General features: G+C 45.4%; 14 protein-coding genes. 2 read left to right on the forward strand and 12 right to left on the reverse strand.

Features of this window, described 5'->3' with window-relative positions; all coding sequences use genetic code 11:
- Window positions 1–5: 5 nt before the first annotated feature.
- From AAE02nite_RS14555 to priA, 7 genes are all read right to left on the reverse strand, one after another.
- Window positions 6–356: a DUF3147 family protein gene (locus AAE02nite_RS14555; RefSeq protein ID WP_146898733.1), complete on the reverse strand. Its 351-nt coding sequence runs from the start codon at window positions 354–356 to the stop codon at window positions 6–8.
- On the reverse strand, window positions 340–3,441 hold the full coding sequence (locus tag AAE02nite_RS14560; RefSeq protein WP_146898735.1) for an efflux RND transporter permease subunit: 3,102 nt from the start codon (window positions 3,439–3,441) through the stop codon (window positions 340–342). Before AAE02nite_RS14560 ends, AAE02nite_RS14555 begins: the two co-directional genes overlap by 17 nt.
- A gap of 15 nt (window positions 3,442–3,456) precedes the next feature.
- A complete protein-coding gene (locus AAE02nite_RS14565; protein WP_146898737.1) occupies window positions 3,457–5,007 on the reverse strand; it encodes an efflux RND transporter periplasmic adaptor subunit in 1,551 nt (516 codons plus the stop codon).
- Between the two features lie 124 nt (window positions 5,008–5,131).
- Entirely contained in the window at window positions 5,132–5,407 is a 276-nt protein-coding gene (locus AAE02nite_RS14570; protein WP_146898740.1) for a hypothetical protein, read from the reverse strand.
- 124 nt (window positions 5,408–5,531) lie between these two features.
- Complete coding sequence (locus tag AAE02nite_RS27115) at window positions 5,532–5,915, reverse strand: hypothetical protein (RefSeq protein WP_503826134.1); 384 nt, start codon at window positions 5,913–5,915, stop codon at window positions 5,532–5,534.
- 624 nt (window positions 5,916–6,539) lie between these two features.
- Window positions 6,540–7,601 (reverse strand): glycoside hydrolase family 43 protein, encoded by a 1,062-nt coding sequence (locus tag AAE02nite_RS14575; RefSeq protein WP_146898742.1) that lies wholly within the window; start codon window positions 7,599–7,601, stop codon window positions 6,540–6,542.
- A 340-nt stretch (window positions 7,602–7,941) separates the two neighbouring features.
- Window positions 7,942–10,473, reverse strand: coding sequence for a replication restart helicase PriA (gene priA, locus AAE02nite_RS14580; protein WP_262713465.1), 2,532 nt, complete (start codon window positions 10,471–10,473; stop codon window positions 7,942–7,944).
- Window positions 10,474–10,782: 309 nt separating this feature from the next.
- Between priA and AAE02nite_RS14585 the strand changes: the two genes are divergently transcribed.
- Window positions 10,783–12,216: a T9SS type A sorting domain-containing protein gene (locus AAE02nite_RS14585; RefSeq protein ID WP_146898744.1), complete on the forward strand. Its 1,434-nt coding sequence runs from the start codon at window positions 10,783–10,785 to the stop codon at window positions 12,214–12,216.
- A gap of 54 nt (window positions 12,217–12,270) precedes the next feature.
- Here AAE02nite_RS14585 and AAE02nite_RS14590 read toward each other — a convergent pair whose 3' ends face one another.
- From AAE02nite_RS14590 to rpsF, 5 genes are all read right to left on the reverse strand, one after another.
- Window positions 12,271–14,301 carry a thioredoxin domain-containing protein gene (locus tag AAE02nite_RS14590; protein ID WP_146898747.1) on the reverse strand — a complete coding sequence of 677 codons (2,031 nt, stop codon included), beginning with the start codon at window positions 14,299–14,301 and terminating at the stop codon, window positions 12,271–12,273.
- A 75-nt stretch (window positions 14,302–14,376) separates the two neighbouring features.
- Window positions 14,377–15,354: a GSCFA domain-containing protein gene (locus AAE02nite_RS14595; protein ID WP_146898750.1), complete on the reverse strand. Its 978-nt coding sequence runs from the start codon at window positions 15,352–15,354 to the stop codon at window positions 14,377–14,379.
- Between the two features lie 167 nt (window positions 15,355–15,521).
- Complete coding sequence (gene rplI / locus AAE02nite_RS14600) at window positions 15,522–15,965, reverse strand: 50S ribosomal protein L9 (protein ID WP_146898753.1); 444 nt, start codon at window positions 15,963–15,965, stop codon at window positions 15,522–15,524.
- A 13-nt stretch (window positions 15,966–15,978) separates the two neighbouring features.
- Window positions 15,979–16,230 (reverse strand): 30S ribosomal protein S18, encoded by a 252-nt coding sequence (gene rpsR / locus AAE02nite_RS14605; RefSeq protein WP_146898756.1) that lies wholly within the window; start codon window positions 16,228–16,230, stop codon window positions 15,979–15,981.
- Complete coding sequence (rpsF, locus tag AAE02nite_RS14610) at window positions 16,227–16,607, reverse strand: 30S ribosomal protein S6 (RefSeq protein WP_146898759.1); 381 nt, start codon at window positions 16,605–16,607, stop codon at window positions 16,227–16,229. Before rpsF ends, rpsR begins: the two co-directional genes overlap by 4 nt.
- 448 nt (window positions 16,608–17,055) lie before the next feature.
- On the opposite strand from rpsF, the gene AAE02nite_RS14615 reads away from it, so the two are divergent.
- Window positions 17,056–18,357: a c-type cytochrome gene (locus tag AAE02nite_RS14615; RefSeq protein ID WP_146898762.1), complete on the forward strand. Its 1,302-nt coding sequence runs from the start codon at window positions 17,056–17,058 to the stop codon at window positions 18,355–18,357.
- Window positions 18,358–18,386: the final 29 nt, after the last annotated feature.

Genomic DNA, 18,386 nt, shown 5'->3' on the forward strand with positions numbered 1-18,386 from the left:
TATAATTATAAGGCTGTAATGCCCAGCTTTCTTAAAATAGCCAGGTAGCCGAAGTAAAACCCCGCCATCAAAGCGCAAGATACCAGCAAGGCTAAAGGGAATTTTAATCCGGCCTTCAGTAACAATGGTAAGGCGACGAAAAATAACAGGGAGGGTAAAACCGCCCAAAAGATGCCATAAGACAAATCACTTACCTTTTGGGTATCCTTTGTATCCAGGTACAGCCAAATCATGGCCAGGATAGAAGTTAAAGGCAAAGAAGCCAGAATGGCTGCCAACGTGGTATACCGGCGGCTCAATTCCGAAATGCCGGTTACCAGCAGCGCCGTAATTATTACTTTAATTAAGATTTTCATGCGTTTGTTTCTTAGCGTGTATCCAGGAATAAACAATGGGTACAATAAAAATATTGAGCAGTGTAGAAGTGAGGAGGCCGCCCAAAATAACTTTGGCCATGGGGCTTTGAATTTCATTGCCCGGTAAATCCCCGGCCATGGCTAAGGGTATAAGCGCTAAGGCCGCCGTTAAGGCCGTCATGAGAATTGGACTGAGCCGGTCGCGGGAACCCTGTATAATCGTGTCTGCTAAAGAATATCCTTCCTGTTCCAAAGTTTGGTAATGCGACACGAGCAAAATACCATTGCGGGTGGCAATTCCAAAAAGGGTAATAAAGCCAATGATGGCCGGAATGCTGATGATTCCTGAAGTGAGGTAAATGGAGAACACCCCGCCAATTAAGGCCAATGGTAAATTCACCAGAATTAAGCTCGACAGCTTAACTTCTTTAAACTCCCCGTAGAGTAACAGAAAAATAACCAGGAGCGCCAGCAAGGACGCATACAACAACGTTTGGGAAGCTTCGGCCTCACTCTCAAACTGGCCGCTGTACTCAATGCGGTAGCCTTCCGGCAGCTTTACGGCTGCGTTTATCTTCTGCTGAATTTCGGCTACCACGCTTTTCTGGTCCCGGCCGGTTACGTTCGCCGATACCACCGTTTTGCGCTGTACATTTTCCCGGTTAATAGTATTGGGGCCGGAAGTAGAAACTACCTCGGCCACCAGGTGCAGCGGTACCTTGTCGCCTTCGTGGGTATCAATTAAGGTATTGCGGATATGCTCGATGCGTCCCCGGTTTTCGTCGTTAAAGCGTAAAATCAAATCAAAGCTCCGGTTGCCTTCGTACACTTCCGATACTTTCTCCCCGGCTAAAGCCACATCAATAAACTCGGTAAACTCGCCGATGGGAATACCGTATTTGGCCAGCACTTCCCGTTTGGCCTTTATCTGAATCTGGGGAATTTCTACCTGCTGCTCTACGCTCAAATCTACCAAACCTTTGGTGCCCGCAATGCTGGTTTGAATTTGTTTGGATAATGCAAAGAGCCTGGGTAAATCTGGTCCGAATATTTTGATCGCAATATTGGCGCGCGTACCGGAAAGCATGTGGTCGATGCGGTGACCGATGGGCTGCCCAATGGTAATATTAGCACCGCCTACGGTGGCCAGTTTTTCCCGTACATCGGCCATAAATTCCTCGCGGCTCCTTTCCTCCAAAGTAAAAGGCGCATCAATTTCGGAAGCATTCACACCTTGCGCGTGTTCATCCAGTTCGGCCCGGCCGGTGCGGCGGGTAGTCAGTTTTATTTCGGGTACCGTTAGTAAGGTTTTTTCAATGGCGGTACCAATGCGGTTCGATTCTTCCAAAGAAATGCCGGGTAAACTAACGGCGCTTACCACTAGGGAGCCTTCATTAAATTCGGGTAGGAAGCTGCGACCTAAGCCGGAGAGAACCAGCAAAGTAACCGCGAATAACACAAGGGTAGCGCCAATAATTAGCTTTTTAAACCGCAAAGCCCGAACCAGCGCTTTTTCGTACCAGTTGTTCAGCTGGCGTACCAACCAGCTTTCCCGGTGCTGCCGCAGCAGCATACTGTCTTTCGTCAGGAGTAAACTGCATAACACGGGGGTTAGGGTAATGGCCACAATCAGAGAAGCGAATAAAGAAACGATAAAGGCAATACCCAGCGGGGCCAATAACCGGCCTTCCATGCCCGAAAGGAAAAACAGCGGCACAAAAGCCACAATAATGATAAAGGTGGCATTGATAACCGAGCTTCTGATTTCCGTCGAAGCTTCGTAGATAACGGTAAGTTTATCCCGTCTTTCGGCTACCGGTAAATGGGCATTTTCCTTTAGACGCCGGAATACATTTTCTACGTCAATAATAGCATCATCCACCAAATCCCCAATGGCAATGGCCATACCGCCTAGGCTCATCGTATTAATGGTGAAGCCCAGATATTTTAAGGTTAGTACGGCCGTTAGGAGTGAAACCGGAATGGCCAGCAACGAAATAATAGTGGCCCGCCAGTTCATCAGAAATAAAAACAGGATGATGACCACAAAAATGGAGCCTTCCAGTAAGGTTTTCTGAATGTTGCTGATGGAGGCATTGATGAAATCTGCCTGCCGGAATACCTGCGTGTTCAGATGAATATCCGGGGGCAAAGTTTTGTCTAAATCCTCTAGGGCCGCATCAATTTCATCGGTTAATTTCAGGGTATTGGTGTTCGGCTGCTTCATTACCGTTAAAATCACCGCCGGATTTCCTTTAAGCGAAGCATCCCCGATTTTAATCGCTGACCCAATTTTTATATCGGCCACATCATTAACTTTAACCGGTAAGTCATTTACGACTTTGATAACTGAATTGCCAAGTTCCGTTAAATCGTTCGTGCGGCCCATACCCCGAATAATGTATTCGTTGCCGAACTCATTCATAAAACCCCCGGCCGCATTGGTATTGGCTTTTTGGGTGGCTTCGAGTAGCTCCTTTAGAGAAACTTTATAATATTGCATCCGCTGCGGGGAGGCTTGCACCTGGTATTGTTTGTATTCGCCGCCAATAACCACTACCTGCGACACCCCACCAATAGCCAGCAGTCTCGGCCGGATATTCCAATCAGCCAGGGTGCGCAGATCCATTAAACTGGTTTTATCGGCCGTAACGCTCACCAGCATAATTTCGCCCATGATGGAAGAATTAGGGGCTAGCGTGGGATTACCCACCCCGGTCGGCAGGCGTTCGGCTACGCTAATCATGCGTTCGCTTACTATCTGGCGGGCCCGGAAAATATCAATTCCCCATTCAAATTCCACCCAGACAATAGAAATACCCGCCGAAGATGAAGACCGCACCCGCCGCACATTGGTCGCGCCATTCACGGCCGTTTCAATCGGGAAAGTAACCAGACGTTCGGTTTCTTCCGGGGCCATGCCGTGGGCCTCGGTTAAAATAACTACCGTTGGCGCTGTTAAATCAGGGAACACATCTACTTCCATCCGGGCAGCCGTAGAAGAGCCCATCACCAGCAGCAGCGTGGTAGCTACCATTACCAGCAAGCGGTTATGGAGCGCAAAATGTATAATTCTGTTAAGCATGTTTCAGGAGCTGATTTAGTGTTCGTGGCCATGGGCCGGCATGGTGCCGGACAAGGTTGCCAGTTTAATTTGATAAGCTCCTTTGGTAACCACCCGCTCGCCTTCCTGTACGCCGCTAAGCAGCTGCACCTGGGCTGCATCACTAGCCCCCAGTTTAACCTCCCTTTTCTCAAAAGATTCACCGCCCGTTTGCACGTACACGTAACAGATACCTTGTTCTTCCAGAATAGCACTCATAGGTACCACCAAAGCCTCACCAATAGCATTGGCTTGCAGAAACACTTCTATAAAAGCACCTGGTATAAATTGCGGTTGGTTATTAATTTGGAAGAAAACCGGGGTATAATAAGAACCGGTACCGGTACTGCGTCCATAAGAAACCAGGCGGCCTCCTAGTTCAGAAAGTTGGTAAACCTGGTTATCAGACGGTGTCCGGAAGTTGGCTGAAGTAATGGTTTTCAGTTGATTAAAATATTGCTGGGGAACATCGGCCCGCAACATTAATTTCTGGTTTTGGGTAATCGTTGCCAATGGCTGACCTGCTTCGACGAACTGACCGGCCGTTACCTGGATTTCCCGGATAAACCCTTTGCGGGGTGCTTTCACCTGAATGCCTCCTCCGCTAAAATTAGCAGCTAAGGCTTGGTACTCCCGTTGCGCGTTGTGGTATTCTAATCGGATGGCTTCATATTCCTTGCGGGGAATAATCTGGTCTTTTACCAATTCAGTTGCCCGGTCATAATCCAGTTTTGCTTTCTGCTGCCGTCCCCTGGCTTCGCCCAGTCGTACGTTAATATTTCCTTCGGTTAAGCCTCCTCCTTTAATGGTAAATAAGCCTCTTCCGGCGACTACCGCTTTCCCGGCTACCAGGCCACTGCTGCTAAACGAAACAACACCGCTCGCCGGGGCAGTCAGGATTACCTCATCGCCCTGGGCCGGCATGATTTGGCCGGTGGTTTTGATGATATTGTAAAAAGGCTGCTTTTTAACCGGTGCATTGGCGAATTCTGTTTTCCAGGCCTGTTCTTTCAGATAACTGACCTCATTGCCATTTGCCTCCTCTTGGGGCTGCTGGGCAATGGCCGTTTTTTCGTCCGGGTAAACAGTAACCTGGTCCAGGATGATGCGGTCAGTATAATCAGCCGTTTTGATATCGAATAGCAACTGGTAGCCACTGCCGGCAGTTTTGGGTTGTAATTTTGGGCCAAAAATACCCGGTGACTTGGGGGCATCTACCGTGGTCCGGATACCTTGCTTACCTTTTACTAAACTTACTGTTAGCTGCCCGGCTGTCAAGGGCTTAAAGTTAGAACCCAAGCGGGTTAGGTGGGCGGCAAAAGAAGTTGTCTGACCCACCACCAAAGGTTTAAATTCTACAAACAGTTCGGTTTTATCGGTATAAATGGTATGACTCGTAGACGCTAACTCGGTTCCTTCGCTTGGGTGCGGGTGCCCGTGGCTCTCTTCGGTTGCTTCGTTGTGGCTATGTTCTTTTGTATTATGGCAGCCGGCCAGGATTAAAAACAAAGTTGCCACTACCAAATAATATATTTTGGATTGTTTCATTTCTGCATGGATAAGCGTAAATGCTCTTGGTTAAAATAATAGGTAAGCGCACGCTGGTAATCGGGGAGTATTCTAGCAAAAGCGAAATACTCCCCGGATAATTTTCTTAACCGTTACTTATGGGTTAATGCACGTGTTCCGTTTTTCCGTCGTGGGAGTGTTTTGCAGGGGTTTCTTTTACTGCGGCAGAATCTTCTCCTACCGTAAATTCTTCCTGATTTGGTGCTGCTGTTTCATCATATTCCGGGTGCTCGTGGGGCACGGATTCATCGTGCGCGGCTTCTCCTTCATGCACGTGCGTATCCGCTCCATGTTCGTGCGTGGCTTCCTGGTTCGTGTTCGAGGAACAACCTGCTCCCATAAAGGCTATAACGGCTATGGCTACTAATAGCTTTTTCATCTTTAAAAAGTTTAATAATCAATAAATAAAATTGAGACAATAGCTGGCGGTGAGATGCATAAAAGCTGCTATACCTTGATTAAGGCTTGTTTAAGCGTTTATGAATGCCAAAAAGGACGTGTGATTAGGACACAGGGGGGCCACGTAGCGCGTGGGATGGGCCAAAGGAAGAGGGAATATAGAACGGATTAGCCGAAGCGGGTGGCTTCTTATCCGGCAAATGGAATAAAGAATGTTGGAAGTTAAGAAGACAGATTAAGACCGGAACAGCTTGTCTTTTAGAAAATTTTGCTTCATTACTTTCCTGAGTATGAAATGTAATATTATCGGCAAAGGGATGTTGGTGATTGCTTAATAGGTGGTCCGGGTCCGCAATAGGTTCTTCGGGTTGATTTGCATCCGGCGCCGGATGACCGTGTTTGTGTTCATGCGCATGATGGTGTCCTTCCGGGTATTGGGAATTGTTAGCAGTCTCATCATGGTGGTGGTGGGGCACCACATTATGCACCAATAAAAATATATAGGCAAACGTGAGCAGGAGGGCGGTAAAGTTTTTATTGCAGATACGCTGAACCAAATTTGCCTGAGGGTTAAGAATTAATGCTTGCGAATGTAAAGGTATAAAAGAAACCTGATTTTAACTACATGGTTGACTTTTTGATAAATTGGTAAAACAACCCTAAGATGTTTTATCCTGCAATAGGATGATAATTGCATTTCAAGACTAGGTTGAAAAAAGTTAATCTATGCGTTTTAACAATAAGCGGTTTAAAATTTATTAATATTTCTTATTGCTGCTAAATATGACAGAATTCAGAAGCTTAAGCTTACTTAACGTAATAAGTTGTCGTCGGAGAAAGTACGTTTAAATGGTTCTAAACAGAGTTTTTTTAACTTCAGTTATAGAATTATGTAGAGGAAATTAATACTATATTTTTTTAACTGCTTTGTTAAATTTGTTGTATAGAATAGCCAATTTATTTCTATTGATAGACTGGTTTTAGTAAGAATTTACATAAAAACTCCCTGTATTCAGTTTATGCCTTCACAAATCCATAGCCTTTAGCTTGAGCTATTCTAGAGTATCTGTGAAGGCATAAACCTTAATTGGAGAATATAATGGTGTAAAATATTACTTCTTCTTGGCCTTGACAGCCGGTTGTAATGCCATTTCGTTGTCGCTTAAATCCTGACCAAAATCAGGCATGCCGTCTTTGGTCCATCTTAATACCCGGGCCCGGGTATTCCGGTTAGGGTCGTACAAGGGTTCGCCTTTAATTTCTTTGTAGTCGCGGGCGTGGTAAATCATAATATCGGTTTTGCCATCTTCTGCTTTAATAAAGCTGTTGTGGCCTGGACCAAAACGCTTCAGGGCTTCGTTGGTGTAAAAAACCGGCTCGGGTAATTTGTGCCAGGAGGCCGGGTCGAGCAGGTCGGCATTTTCATCGGCCCACAATAAACCCAGGCAGTAGTTGGCATCGGTAGCGCTGGCCGAGAAGGTCATAAACACCTTGCCGTTGCGGATAATAATCGCCGGCGCTTCGTTTACCCGGTGCCCTTTAATTTCCCAAGGTAATTCCGGTTGCGAAATAACTACCTGCTTGTCGCCGAGGGTAGTGGGGCTGGTCATTTTGGCAATATACAAGCCAGTGTTTATTACCTTTTCGCCGGCCCGGTCTACCCAAACCATGTACCGTTGACCTTTGTGCACGAAGGTTGTTTCATCCAGCGTGAATTCATTCCGTTTACTCACTATCTCACCTTCTTCTTTCCACTCGCCTTTGGTCGGGTCTACCGATGGGTTGGATAGCGCGTATTTCCGGATTTTCCATTTGTCCTCGGCCGAGCCGGCAGCAAAATAGATATACCATTTTCCATCTATCCGGTGAATTTCCGGTGCCCAGATGTGATTGCCCATGGGGCCTTTCTCGTGCTTGCGCCATACTACCACTGGTTTGGCTTCTTTTATGCCGTTAATGGTTTTGGAACTGCGCATTTCAATGCGGTCGTATTCCGGCACAGTGGCAATAAAGTAATAGGTACCATCGGCCGCTTTCCAAACATGCGGATCGGCGCGTTGAAGAGCTAATGGGTTATTGAATTGGTTCTTCTGCAGCTTTTGGGCGTTTACTGCCAATCCGCTGAGTAAGAGCATTATGACCAGGGTAATTTTTAAGTGTCTTGTGGGATTCATACGGTTTATTTTGGCTAATATATTTATAACGAACTAATGGCCTAATCTGGTTTGTAAATAAATGTAGTTTTAACATTTATTTACAAATATAACAAAGCAGCGCTTTTTTGTTCGCTCTTTTCCAGAAAATTCAGTTGAAGGTTAACAAGAAGATTTTTCTACTTTCGGAAAGAGTTCGGAGAAACCACCACTCCAACCAGAAACAGGTTGCACCTCAGTTTGTGCCCCACAGACCGAGAGAAAGCCAGTTGTCAAATACATTTTTAAGGTTTATGAGAACACAGACTATGGCGGTATTACCTGGCTGCAATCAAACTATTACCCAGTATCTGACCACAACTTACATCGGATCTACATCGGCTACTACCCGCAATCCTTTATATTCTTTTTTCAGGCTTATTTGGCTAATAACTTCTGAGATAAATAATTTAGCCGATTTCAGGCTGGTGTGTTCCCGGTCGAGTTTGATGTGAATTTCGTTCAGAAACAAATTGCGGATCTTGAAAATATAAGGTACTTCGGGGCCGAGTACGTGATTTTGCCCCAGGCCGTCGGTAAGAAGTTTGGCTAGTTCTACGGCGGCGGCCTGACTGATTTTTTCTTCGAGGTGCTTTACGGTAACCCGAATAACGCGCACAAACGGCGGGAAGAAATATTTGTGCCGTTCATTAATTTCATGTTCGTACAAGGCCAAATAATCGTTGTCGATAATTTTCTGGAAGATGGGCTGATTGGGATTAGCCGTCTGAATCATAACGGTGCCTTTCTTGCCCTTGCGGCCGGCCCGGCCGCTCACCTGTACAAATAATTGGTAAGCCCGCTCGTGTGCCCGGAAATCCGGATAATTAATAATGCTGTCGGCGTTGATAATTCCTACCAAACTTACGTTTTCGAAATCGAGGCCTTTGGTTACCATTTGGGTACCTACCAGCACATTGGTTTTATTCGCCTCGAAATCCGAAATAATCTGGCTGTAAGCGTTCTTCGACTTGGTAGTATCCAGATCCATGCGCTGCACGTTGGCATCCGGCAGTAAATATTTCAGATCGTCTTCTATTTTTTCGGTACCAAAGCCCACGGTTTTCAGGCCGGTCGAGCCGCAAGCGGGGCAATCCGATGGCATTTTTTCGTGGTAGCCGCAGTAATGGCAGCGCAGCTCGTTGCTAAATTTGTGATACGAGAGGCTTACCGCGCAGTTTTGGCATTTCGGAATCCAGGCGCAATCGTGGCAGCTAATGTAAGGCGCATAACCGCGGCGGTTCTGGAATAAGATTACCTGTTCTTGTTTTTTTAGCTTTTCTTCGATGGCGCCCAATAATTGCTGCGAAAAATGGCTGAACATATTTTTCTTCAGGCTCTCACGCCGGGTATCAATCAGTTCTATATCGGGTAAGCCGGCTTCGCCGAAACGCTGGTTCATGGTTACCAATCCCCACTTGCCGTTGCGGCAGTTGTAATAGGTTTCTACCGAAGGTGTAGCAGAGCCCAATAAGGTTTTAGCGCGGTGGTAAGTGGCCAGCATCAGCGCTACTTCGCGGGCATTGTAGCGGGGCGAAGGCTCGTATTGCTTGTAAGACGACTCGTGCTCTTCATCTACAATAATGAGCGAGAGGTTATGGAAAGGTAGAAAAATAGCCGAACGTACGCCCACCACCACCGAAAACCGGCCCGACAAAATCCCGTTCCAAACCTCCGCTCGCTCGTTATCCGAAAACTTAGAATGGTAAACGCCCAAGCGGTTGCCAAATACCTTCATGAGCCGGATTACAATCTGGGCCGTGAGGGCGATTTCTGGTAAAAGATATAACACCTGGCCGCCGCCTTCCAGGGCTTTCTTAATTAAATCAATATATACCTCGGTTTTCCCGCTACCGGTAATACCGTGCAGCAAAACAATATCTTTCTGGGTAAACAAAGATAATATTTCGTCGCGGGCGGTAACCTGGTGGCCCGATAAAGCCGAGGGCATATTCTTTTGCGAATCATCCGTCGGGAACCGCGATACAATCACATCGAACTGCTCCAGAATGCCTTTGCGAATCAGGGAATTTACAGCGCTCGGTGAAAGGTGCGGGCTGTTAATCACCGCCGATTTATCCAGACCTTTTTCGTTCAGGTGCACATTTTGATAGACCGGCACCTGCTGCAAATAATACATCACCACGTCCAACTGCTTCGGCTTGGTGGCGAGTTGTGCCATTAGTTCTTCCAACAATTCGGCCTCGTGTATAAAGTGCGGCGATAGCTTCAGTCGTTTAACTATTTTGGGGGTATATTTTTCGGCAATTTCTTCAAAAATAATAATGGCCTGCTTCTGGATGAGCGACTTGATTATTTTGTGAAAATGCGTTATTTGCAGCAAATTGCCCACTTCGGTAAAGGTAAGGGCGGCGTTTTGCTGCAAGGCAAATAATATTTTTTCTTCGTGTGCCGAGAAAGGATAGGTGCTTTCTTCGGGGTTAAACTGCGGGTGCAACTGTATCCGCGATTCGCTACTCAGTTTTAAAGCCGAAGGCAAAGCGGCATTAATTACCTCGCCAATGGTGCACATGTAATACTCGGCAATCCAGTTAAAAATCCGGAGCTGCTCATTGGTTACTACCGGCTTCTCATCGATTACCTCCAGAATATATTTGGCCTGGTAGTTATGGGGCGGATTTTGATGTACCGCGGCTACAATGCAGCTCAGTACCTTTTTCGCCCCAAATTGCACAATTACCCGCACGCCTACCATTACCTCATCATTCATCTCAAATGGCACGCGGTAAGTGTATAATTTGGGCAGGGGCAAGGGCAGAATTACGTCGGCGAATAAAGTTATTCGCTCGGCGGGCAGTAACTCGGCTGGGTTAAATTCTAACTGGTTGTTCAAGGGTAAGCTGGTTTGGCCAAAAACACAAGGCTAAACAAAGTTCGCAAACAAGCCGGATATTTCACAATTAGTTTTTCGGCGGATTAAACCGGTTTGTCCGGGGGAGCTATTTTCCAAAGATTAAAACCGGAGGTTAAAAGGTATTTATTAATAAATAAAAGTGCCTGTTTAATTTAAAGATAATTTAAAGCTTTAGCTTCCCCGAGAATAAGCTGAATAATATAAATAAAATAGCCAAGAACCTGTGTGTTTACCATTTAAACCCGCTATATTATAATTAAAAAGTATTTGTTTAAACCACTGTTGCCTATGAAAACGTCCCTTATTTTTCGTTGGATTGTGCTGAGTAGCTTTTTAGTTTTGTTTTTTTGCGCATTGCCTGCCCAGGCCCTCCATAGCGCTGAAATTTCTTTTCACGCCGATACCACCAATGCTTCCTCCATGCTTTATTTTTTTAAGTTGGTGCTGTATAAAGAAAAAGGCCTGACTGAACCGGATGCCATTACAGCCAGTCTCAATTTTGGTGACGGCACTACTGCTCATGTAGACCGGACTAGCCGAACGCTGTTAAGTGCCAATGCTAATATTTACCGGGATGTATATTATTTTAAACACCAGTTTTCAGCGCCGGGTAATTTTACGGTTTCCTTCCGGTACATTAACCGGTTAATTGATTATTTGAATATTCCGGGTTCGGAAAATATAGCTTTTGGCCTGCAGGCCAACGTTAAGGTAGATTTAACCGCAACGGGCAACCATTCGCCGGTTTTCCTGGCTCCGCCCATTACCACTGCTATCTTAGGGCAACCTTTCCGGCACAATATTACGGCGTACGACCCCGATGGCGATAGTGTGGCTTACAAGTTGGTGCCCGCTTTTCAGCAGAAGAACCAACCTGTTTTATCATACGAATTTCCCGAAGGTGCTACTATAAATACCCGGACGGGTGAATTTAGCTGGCCTAACCCCAAGCGTGCAGGACGGCACGGGGTAGTAATAGAAGTGCGGGAATACCGGCAGGGAGTATTAATTGGTACGGTTATGCGCGATTTTTCGGTGATTGTCGGGCCAAGTGGCATGAACCCGGTCTTGCAAATTCAGAACCGGAACCAGGTGCCGGTAATCACCCAAAACCAGTTATTTATTACAGCCATGAATACCCCCGTAAAAATTAGGATTACTGCCAGTCGGGCAGGTAGTTTGGCCGCTTATTCCGAATTATTCCGCAACGAGAATGTAATAACTGCGAGAGTTATGGCTGATAATCCGCCGGAAATTGAATATACCATTACACCAACGCCAGCGCTGCAGCGTAGTTTGCCCTATATTATTACTTTCCGGGGTACATCGGCTACGGTTACAGCGGATATTGCGGCCCAGCAGGATTTAACCCTGGCCGTATATTTCCGGCCGGAGCGGGTAATTAATCAGCAGAACACCACAGAAGGCGGGGAAAGAGATATTCTTACCAGTAGCCCGGAACCAGATGATGCCGGGTCTTTAGTTTTTAATATTTATCCGAATCCGGTACATACTGATTTCAAAGTAGATAATAATAGTAAACTACCGGCTAAACTGCTTTTATATAATGCCAGCAGCCGGCTCGTGCTGGTGCAGGCCCTCCGCTTAAAACAGACTCATATTAAACGGCCTAGCGGGCTTAGAGCCGGTATATATTATTATATAATTTTAGCTGGCCAGGAAAAAAAAATAGCGCGTACCGGAAAACTGCTTGTTTGGTGATGGTACCACATTATTATACTTCCCAGGGCTTTATAAGTGGGAGGTTTACAAAAGTTAATTGCCAATTTGGTTTATCTGCTCCATCGCTTCAGCTACCGTATGCACGGGCAACTGACAAGCTTTGTTGTAGCAGACAAAAATAGTAGTCTGGCCATTAACCGGTTCCCGGTCCTGGAGCAGAGGTAAATTGCTATCGGTGGTGGTACCTACTAATACCGCATTGGGCAAGAATTGCCGGCCTAAGACTTGCCGGATACTTTCAGCTTCGGAGCCGACTAAGGCAATTTCGGCGGTTGGCTTTATTTTTAGGAAATAGAGTGAAGCCCAGTTGCCCAGGAAAGAAGGCTCTTTAACCACCAGTGGTTTTACTTTGGCGAGCATGGCATCTGATAGTTGGAAATATTGTTCCTGGTCGAAGAACAAGCTTAAAAAATGCAGGTTGGTTGCCATTACCGAGTTGGATGCCGGCACAACATTATCCATAATTTCTTTTTTGCGGGCAATCAATTTTTCACTGGTCTGATCGGTAAAAAAGAATAGTTCTTCGGTTTCGTCGTAGAAGTTCCGAATGGTATAATCGGTCAATTTTTTAGCTTCTGTTAGCCAGTTCTCTTCAAAGGTAATCTGGTAAAGCGCCAGCAAAGCCTGAATAAGCAAGGCGTAATCTTCTAAAAAACCATTGATAGTGGTCCGGCCGTTTTTGTAGTTGTGGAACAAAGCGTTATCCAGGCGTAAATGCTGCAGCAAAAATTGGGCGTTTTGTCGGGCCAGGGTCAAAAAATCCGGTTCGCCAAAAACTTTGTACGCATCGGCCAGGCCTTTCAGCATTAAGGCATTCCACGAAAGCAATATTTTATCATCCAAGCCAGGCCGGACACGCTTTTCCCGTACGGCCATTATTTTGCTTTTCCAGGCCGCTACTTTGCGTTTGAGTTCGTTTACTTCCAGCTTATGGTCACGGGCAAATGCTTCATCGCTGGTTTTGCGGTGCAGAATATTTACGCCGTGTTCCCAGTTACCTTCTTCGGTTATATTATAATATTCCGAGAACAAAGGTTCTTCCGATCCCAGAATTTCCTGTAGTGCTTCTTTCTTGAAAACGTAGAATTTACCTTCCTCTCCTTCGCTGTCGGCATCTAACGAGGAATAAAAGCCGCCTTCTGCGCTCATGAGCTCGCGCTGCGCAAATGCTACGGTTTCGTAAACGACTTCTTTAAACAACGGATTCTGGGTAACCGCAAAGGCTTCGGCGTATAGGCTAACAAGTTGCCCGTTATCGTAGAGCATTTTCTCGAAGTGGGGCACCAGCCAGTCGGCATCGACAGAATACCGGGCGAAGCCTCCGCCAGCCTGGTCGTAAATGCCACCGTAAGCCATTTCCTGCAAAGTAAGCACCACCTGGTCCAGGGCAGTTTGTTCTCCGGTAAGGTGGTAGTAGCGCAGCAGAAAAGCGTAATTTACCGGCATCGGAAACTTAGGCGCTTGTCCCATTCCACCCCGTACTTTATCGAACCGGGCGCTTAAACTGTTAAACAATTGCTGAAAATCAGCTTCGTTAAAATCAGATTCAGACTGCTGCAAACCATATTTATGAAGTTCGCTCAGGTTCAGGTGCTCGGTAAACTGTTCGGCCGAATTATCCAGTTCGTCGCGGTGGTTGCGGTAAGCTTCGGCAATATTTTGTAATATTTTTACCCATTGTTGCGGCGCAAAGTAAGTACCACCGTAAAAAGGTTTGGCTTCCGGGTTCAGGAACACGTTTAGCGGCCAGCCGCCCTGAATCCCCATGGCGTGAATAGCATCCATATAAATCTGGTCTACATCGGGTCGTTCTTCCCGGTCTACCTTAATGCAAACGAAATTATCGTTCATTACCTGCGCAATGCTTTCGTGCTCGAACGACTGATGCTCCATGACGTGGCACCAATGGCAGGCAGCATAACCAATGCTTACCAGAATGGGTTTGTTTTCGGTACGGGCTTTGGTTAAGGCTTCTTCGCCCCAGGGATGCCAATCTACGGGGTTGTAGGCGTGCTGCAATAAATACGGGCTGGTTTCCTGAAGCAGGCGATTAGCTTTTTTCATAGTTTAGGATTTTGACTAGGGCAGTTGGTTTGGGTATTTGGTTTTTTTTACATACGCAAATAAGCCGGAGAGGCTCTACAATAACATACTTTTAACCTGTTGTATTTCGGCTGTACAATCTGTTACTTTAGCCAGTTCATCTAATTGGATTAATAATTTCTGCAAAAACTGCTGATGGGCTGCCGATTCGGGCTGAAAGGGTTTATGGGCCAGCGCCTGCTGGATTTTGTTCCATTTAGCCACAAAGTTCTGAAAATTTTGGTTAAAGTAAGCCTGGCTAAATTTCTGCCAGATATAAGCTTCCGCCACCTCGGTGGGGTGGAGCATATCGGCTTTGTAAAAACGGTAATCCCGTAAATCATCCAGCATTAGTTCGTAAGCCGGAAAATATTGTACTTCCGGAAATTGCCGGTTGATTTCGTGCGTAGCTACCCGTAAAATCGATTTACTGACACTGTTCAGTTCTAACGTTTCTTTTAAATGGCGTACCGGGCTTACGGTCAGCAAAACGGTAATATTCGGGTTCAAAGCTTTTAACTCCATAAAGAAATCGGCAAAAGCATTGGTTATGGCCGCCGTACTTATTAATTCTTTCTGAAATTGCTGCTGCGGTATTTTGTGACAATTGGCTACTAAGAGATTAGTAGCTTTATGAATATAACCTACCGCTGTACCCAGGGTTAGAATAAGTAAATTTGTGTTTTTCAAAAATTCATGTGTCTGCACCAGGCGGTCCTGAATATTCGCTTTTAATATTTCTGCGGAAGCAGCCGTAAAAGAGGAGTGGAGGTCGTAAGCATACCAAAGCCCATCTCGTTCCAGCAGCTCGCCGTTAAATTCGGATTCGGGCTTTAAGGCCGCGCTTAATAATTTAATAAGCGATAAGGGGTTAAAAATGGTACCAAAAGGATTAACCAGGCTATTAATCTTGTAAGCAGCTACTTTATTTCCCATTACTTCGGCAAAGCAGGAGCCGGCGGTTAGTACCCGGGCATTTAAATCTAGCTGCTGCTTAATTGGTTTAATATTGATTTCAGTACGAAAGGATGTCATTTTTATATCTGGTAAAGAAATTACATTGCTTTCTGATTTAAATGCACGCAAGAAGTAGCCTGTAGGTTTAATCAAATCAGGATTAAGCCCGCTGAACCTTGGCTGGGTACAAAATAAAAAAGTCCTGCCGTTACCAGCAGGACTTTTTAATAAAGTGATATTTAAGCTTACTCCGCTACTACGTTAAAACGTACGGTGTGCTTCACTTCTTTGTGCAGGGCAATAGAGGCCGTAAATTCACCGGCAGATTTTACTTCCTGGTCGAAAGAAATTTTCTTGCGGTCTACTTCAATGCCTTTGGCACGCAATGCATCTGATAACTGAGTAGTGGTAACAGCACCAAATATTTTGCCGCTCTCACCTACTTTAGCCGGCAGGTCAATAACCATATCGCCAATCTGGTCGGCAACAGCTTGCGCATCCATTTTCACCTTCTCGGCTTTGTGCGAAGCCTGGCGGATATTTTCGGCTACAATTTTCTTGTTAGATTTATCGGCAATTACCGCAATACCCTGGGGTATTAAATAATTACGGCCATAACCAGGTTTAACGGTTACAGTATCGTTTTTAAAGCCTAAGCCTTTAACGTCGTCTTTTAAAATAACTTCCATCTGCTATCCCTCCTTATTTTAATGAATCGGTTACATAAGGCAAAATAGCCAAATGACGGGCACGGGCCACGGCCTGTGATACGCGGCGCTGAAATTTCAGGCTGGTACCGGTTAAGCGGCGAGGTAAAACTTTGCCTTGCTCGTTTACAAATTTTAGTAAGAAGTTACCATCTTTGTAATCGATGTACTGAATACCATTTTTCTTGAAGCGGCAGTATTTTTTGCGGGTATCCTGCTTGTGGATTTTCTCGTTAACTAAACTCATGATGCTTGGGCCTCCTTTTCTTTTCTAGCTTGCTTTTGCTGATTCATTTCACCATTTCTGCGGCGCTCGTTGTAAGATACAGCGTGCTTGTCCAGAACAGTGGTTAAGAACCGGATAACTTTCTCGTCGCGGCGATAAGCAATCTCCAGCGGGTCAACAATAGTTGTAGGCGCTTTAAACTCTACCAACACGTAAAAACCAGTAGATTTTTTCTGGATTGGATAAGCCAGTTTGCGTAATCCCCAGTTTTCTTCGTGAATAATTTCGGCGCCATTTTCCTTAAGCACCTGTCTGAACTTCTCGACCGTTTCTCCTACCTGGACCTCGTTCAGCAACGGGGTCAGGATGAAGACCGTTTCATAATTTCTTAATTCCATTAGGTTGTCGAATATTTTTTTAAATGAGGGTGCAAATATAATAATAAATATTTGGAACACAAAACGATAAGGATAAATCAAAAAGTGAATAGTTTTTGTCTACTTTTTTATACGGAGTGCCTATCCGTATTTACATCATTTATATGGTAGCAAAGGGCCTTTCTATAACCTTTGTATTAATAAAGAGTAGTGAATATAATTCAGTTTGAATAATTCCGGGCCCAGGCAGCAAAGGACCATCTGAAAAGCTATAATGCTAATTTAAAAATATTCTAAATAAGGCATTTTAAACGTTTAAAACGCATATTATCAGCTAATTACCCCAGTAGTTGGTGCTAAGGCTTTTAGCACTCCAAAATTATGAGATATTATGTTTGAATAATAGAAATCGCATAGTAGATTTGTGCCCGAAATGTAGTTTCACCTTACTAAAAAAGCAATCTAAGCAATGATTAGCTGTAAATCCAACAAACTATACCCATTTTTACTAACTCTTCTCCTTTCTTTTTTTACCGTTTTTTCTTCTTTTGCGCAAGGCGAAGAAGCCTCCGTTAGCAAGGATGGTGTTACCGCCGGGGCTGCTTCCGGTGCGGGTGATGCCCAGGTGCAGGCAGGTGCGGCTTTGTTTAAGAACAATTGCGCCAGCTGCCACGCATTAAACGAAAAGCTGGTAGGGCCTGCCCTGAAAGATGTGCATAAAAAACATCCGCTGCCCTGGCTAATCAGTTGGATTCGGAATTCCAGCAAAATGGTGCAGAGCGGCGATAAAGCAGCCGTAGCTATATTCAACGAATATGACAAGCAGCAAATGCCAAGCTTTGCTTTGTCTGATGAAGAAATTACTTCTATTGTTAAATATATTGAGGTAGAAAGCGCTACTGCTGCTACCGCGCCTACTGGTACGCCAGCCAATGATCAGGCAGCTCCTGCTGCCACAGATGGTCCGGGCGGAGCCGGTGCGGGAGATGCCAGCAATTACCTGCACGTTATATTAATAGCACTGATTGTGATATTAATTGTAATGGTAATTGTGCTCCTGATTATTGCTAACCTGATGAAAGATTACCTGCGGGGTAAAAAAGATTTAGATGGCAATGACCTGGAATTAGTAGATCAGCGTTTCGATTTTTCTAAAGTATATAAATCCAGAGCAGTACAGGTAATTGTGGGTTTGATATTTGTGGTAGTATTAACCGATATTGCCATTGAAGAAACGTACGGAGTAGGTTTGCAGCAAGGATACCAGCCGCGCCAACCCATTGCTTTCTCGCATAAATTACACGCCGGCGAACACCAGATTGACTGTAACTACTGCCATACCAGTGTTTACAAGAGCCGGAGCGCCAATATTCCGTCGGCTAACATCTGTATGAACTGCCACAGCCAGATTAAGAAAGAATCTCCAGAAATCAGAAAAATTTATACGGCCATTGAGAAAAACCGCCCTATTGAATGGGTGCGGGTGCATAACCTGCCTGACTTAGCTTACTTTAACCACTCGCAGCACACCAAAGTGGGCGGCATTGAGTGCCAGACCTGCCACGGCCCAATCGAAACCATGGATGTAGTTTATCAATTCTCGCCATTAACCATGGGCTGGTGTATTAACTGCCACCGGGAGCAACCCCTAAATACCGAAGGTAATAAGTACTACGATAACCTGGTAAAAATACATGACGAAGTAAATAAAGGCGCAGCCTTTACTGTGTCATCAAATGGCGGTACCGAGTGCTCTAAGTGCCATTACTAATATTATTTTCCAAAAGCATCTGAGTTTTC

Origin of the sequence: Adhaeribacter aerolatus, assembly GCF_007991635.1 — a bacterium.
Classification (GTDB): Bacteria; Bacteroidota; Bacteroidia; order Cytophagales; family Hymenobacteraceae; genus Adhaeribacter; species Adhaeribacter aerolatus.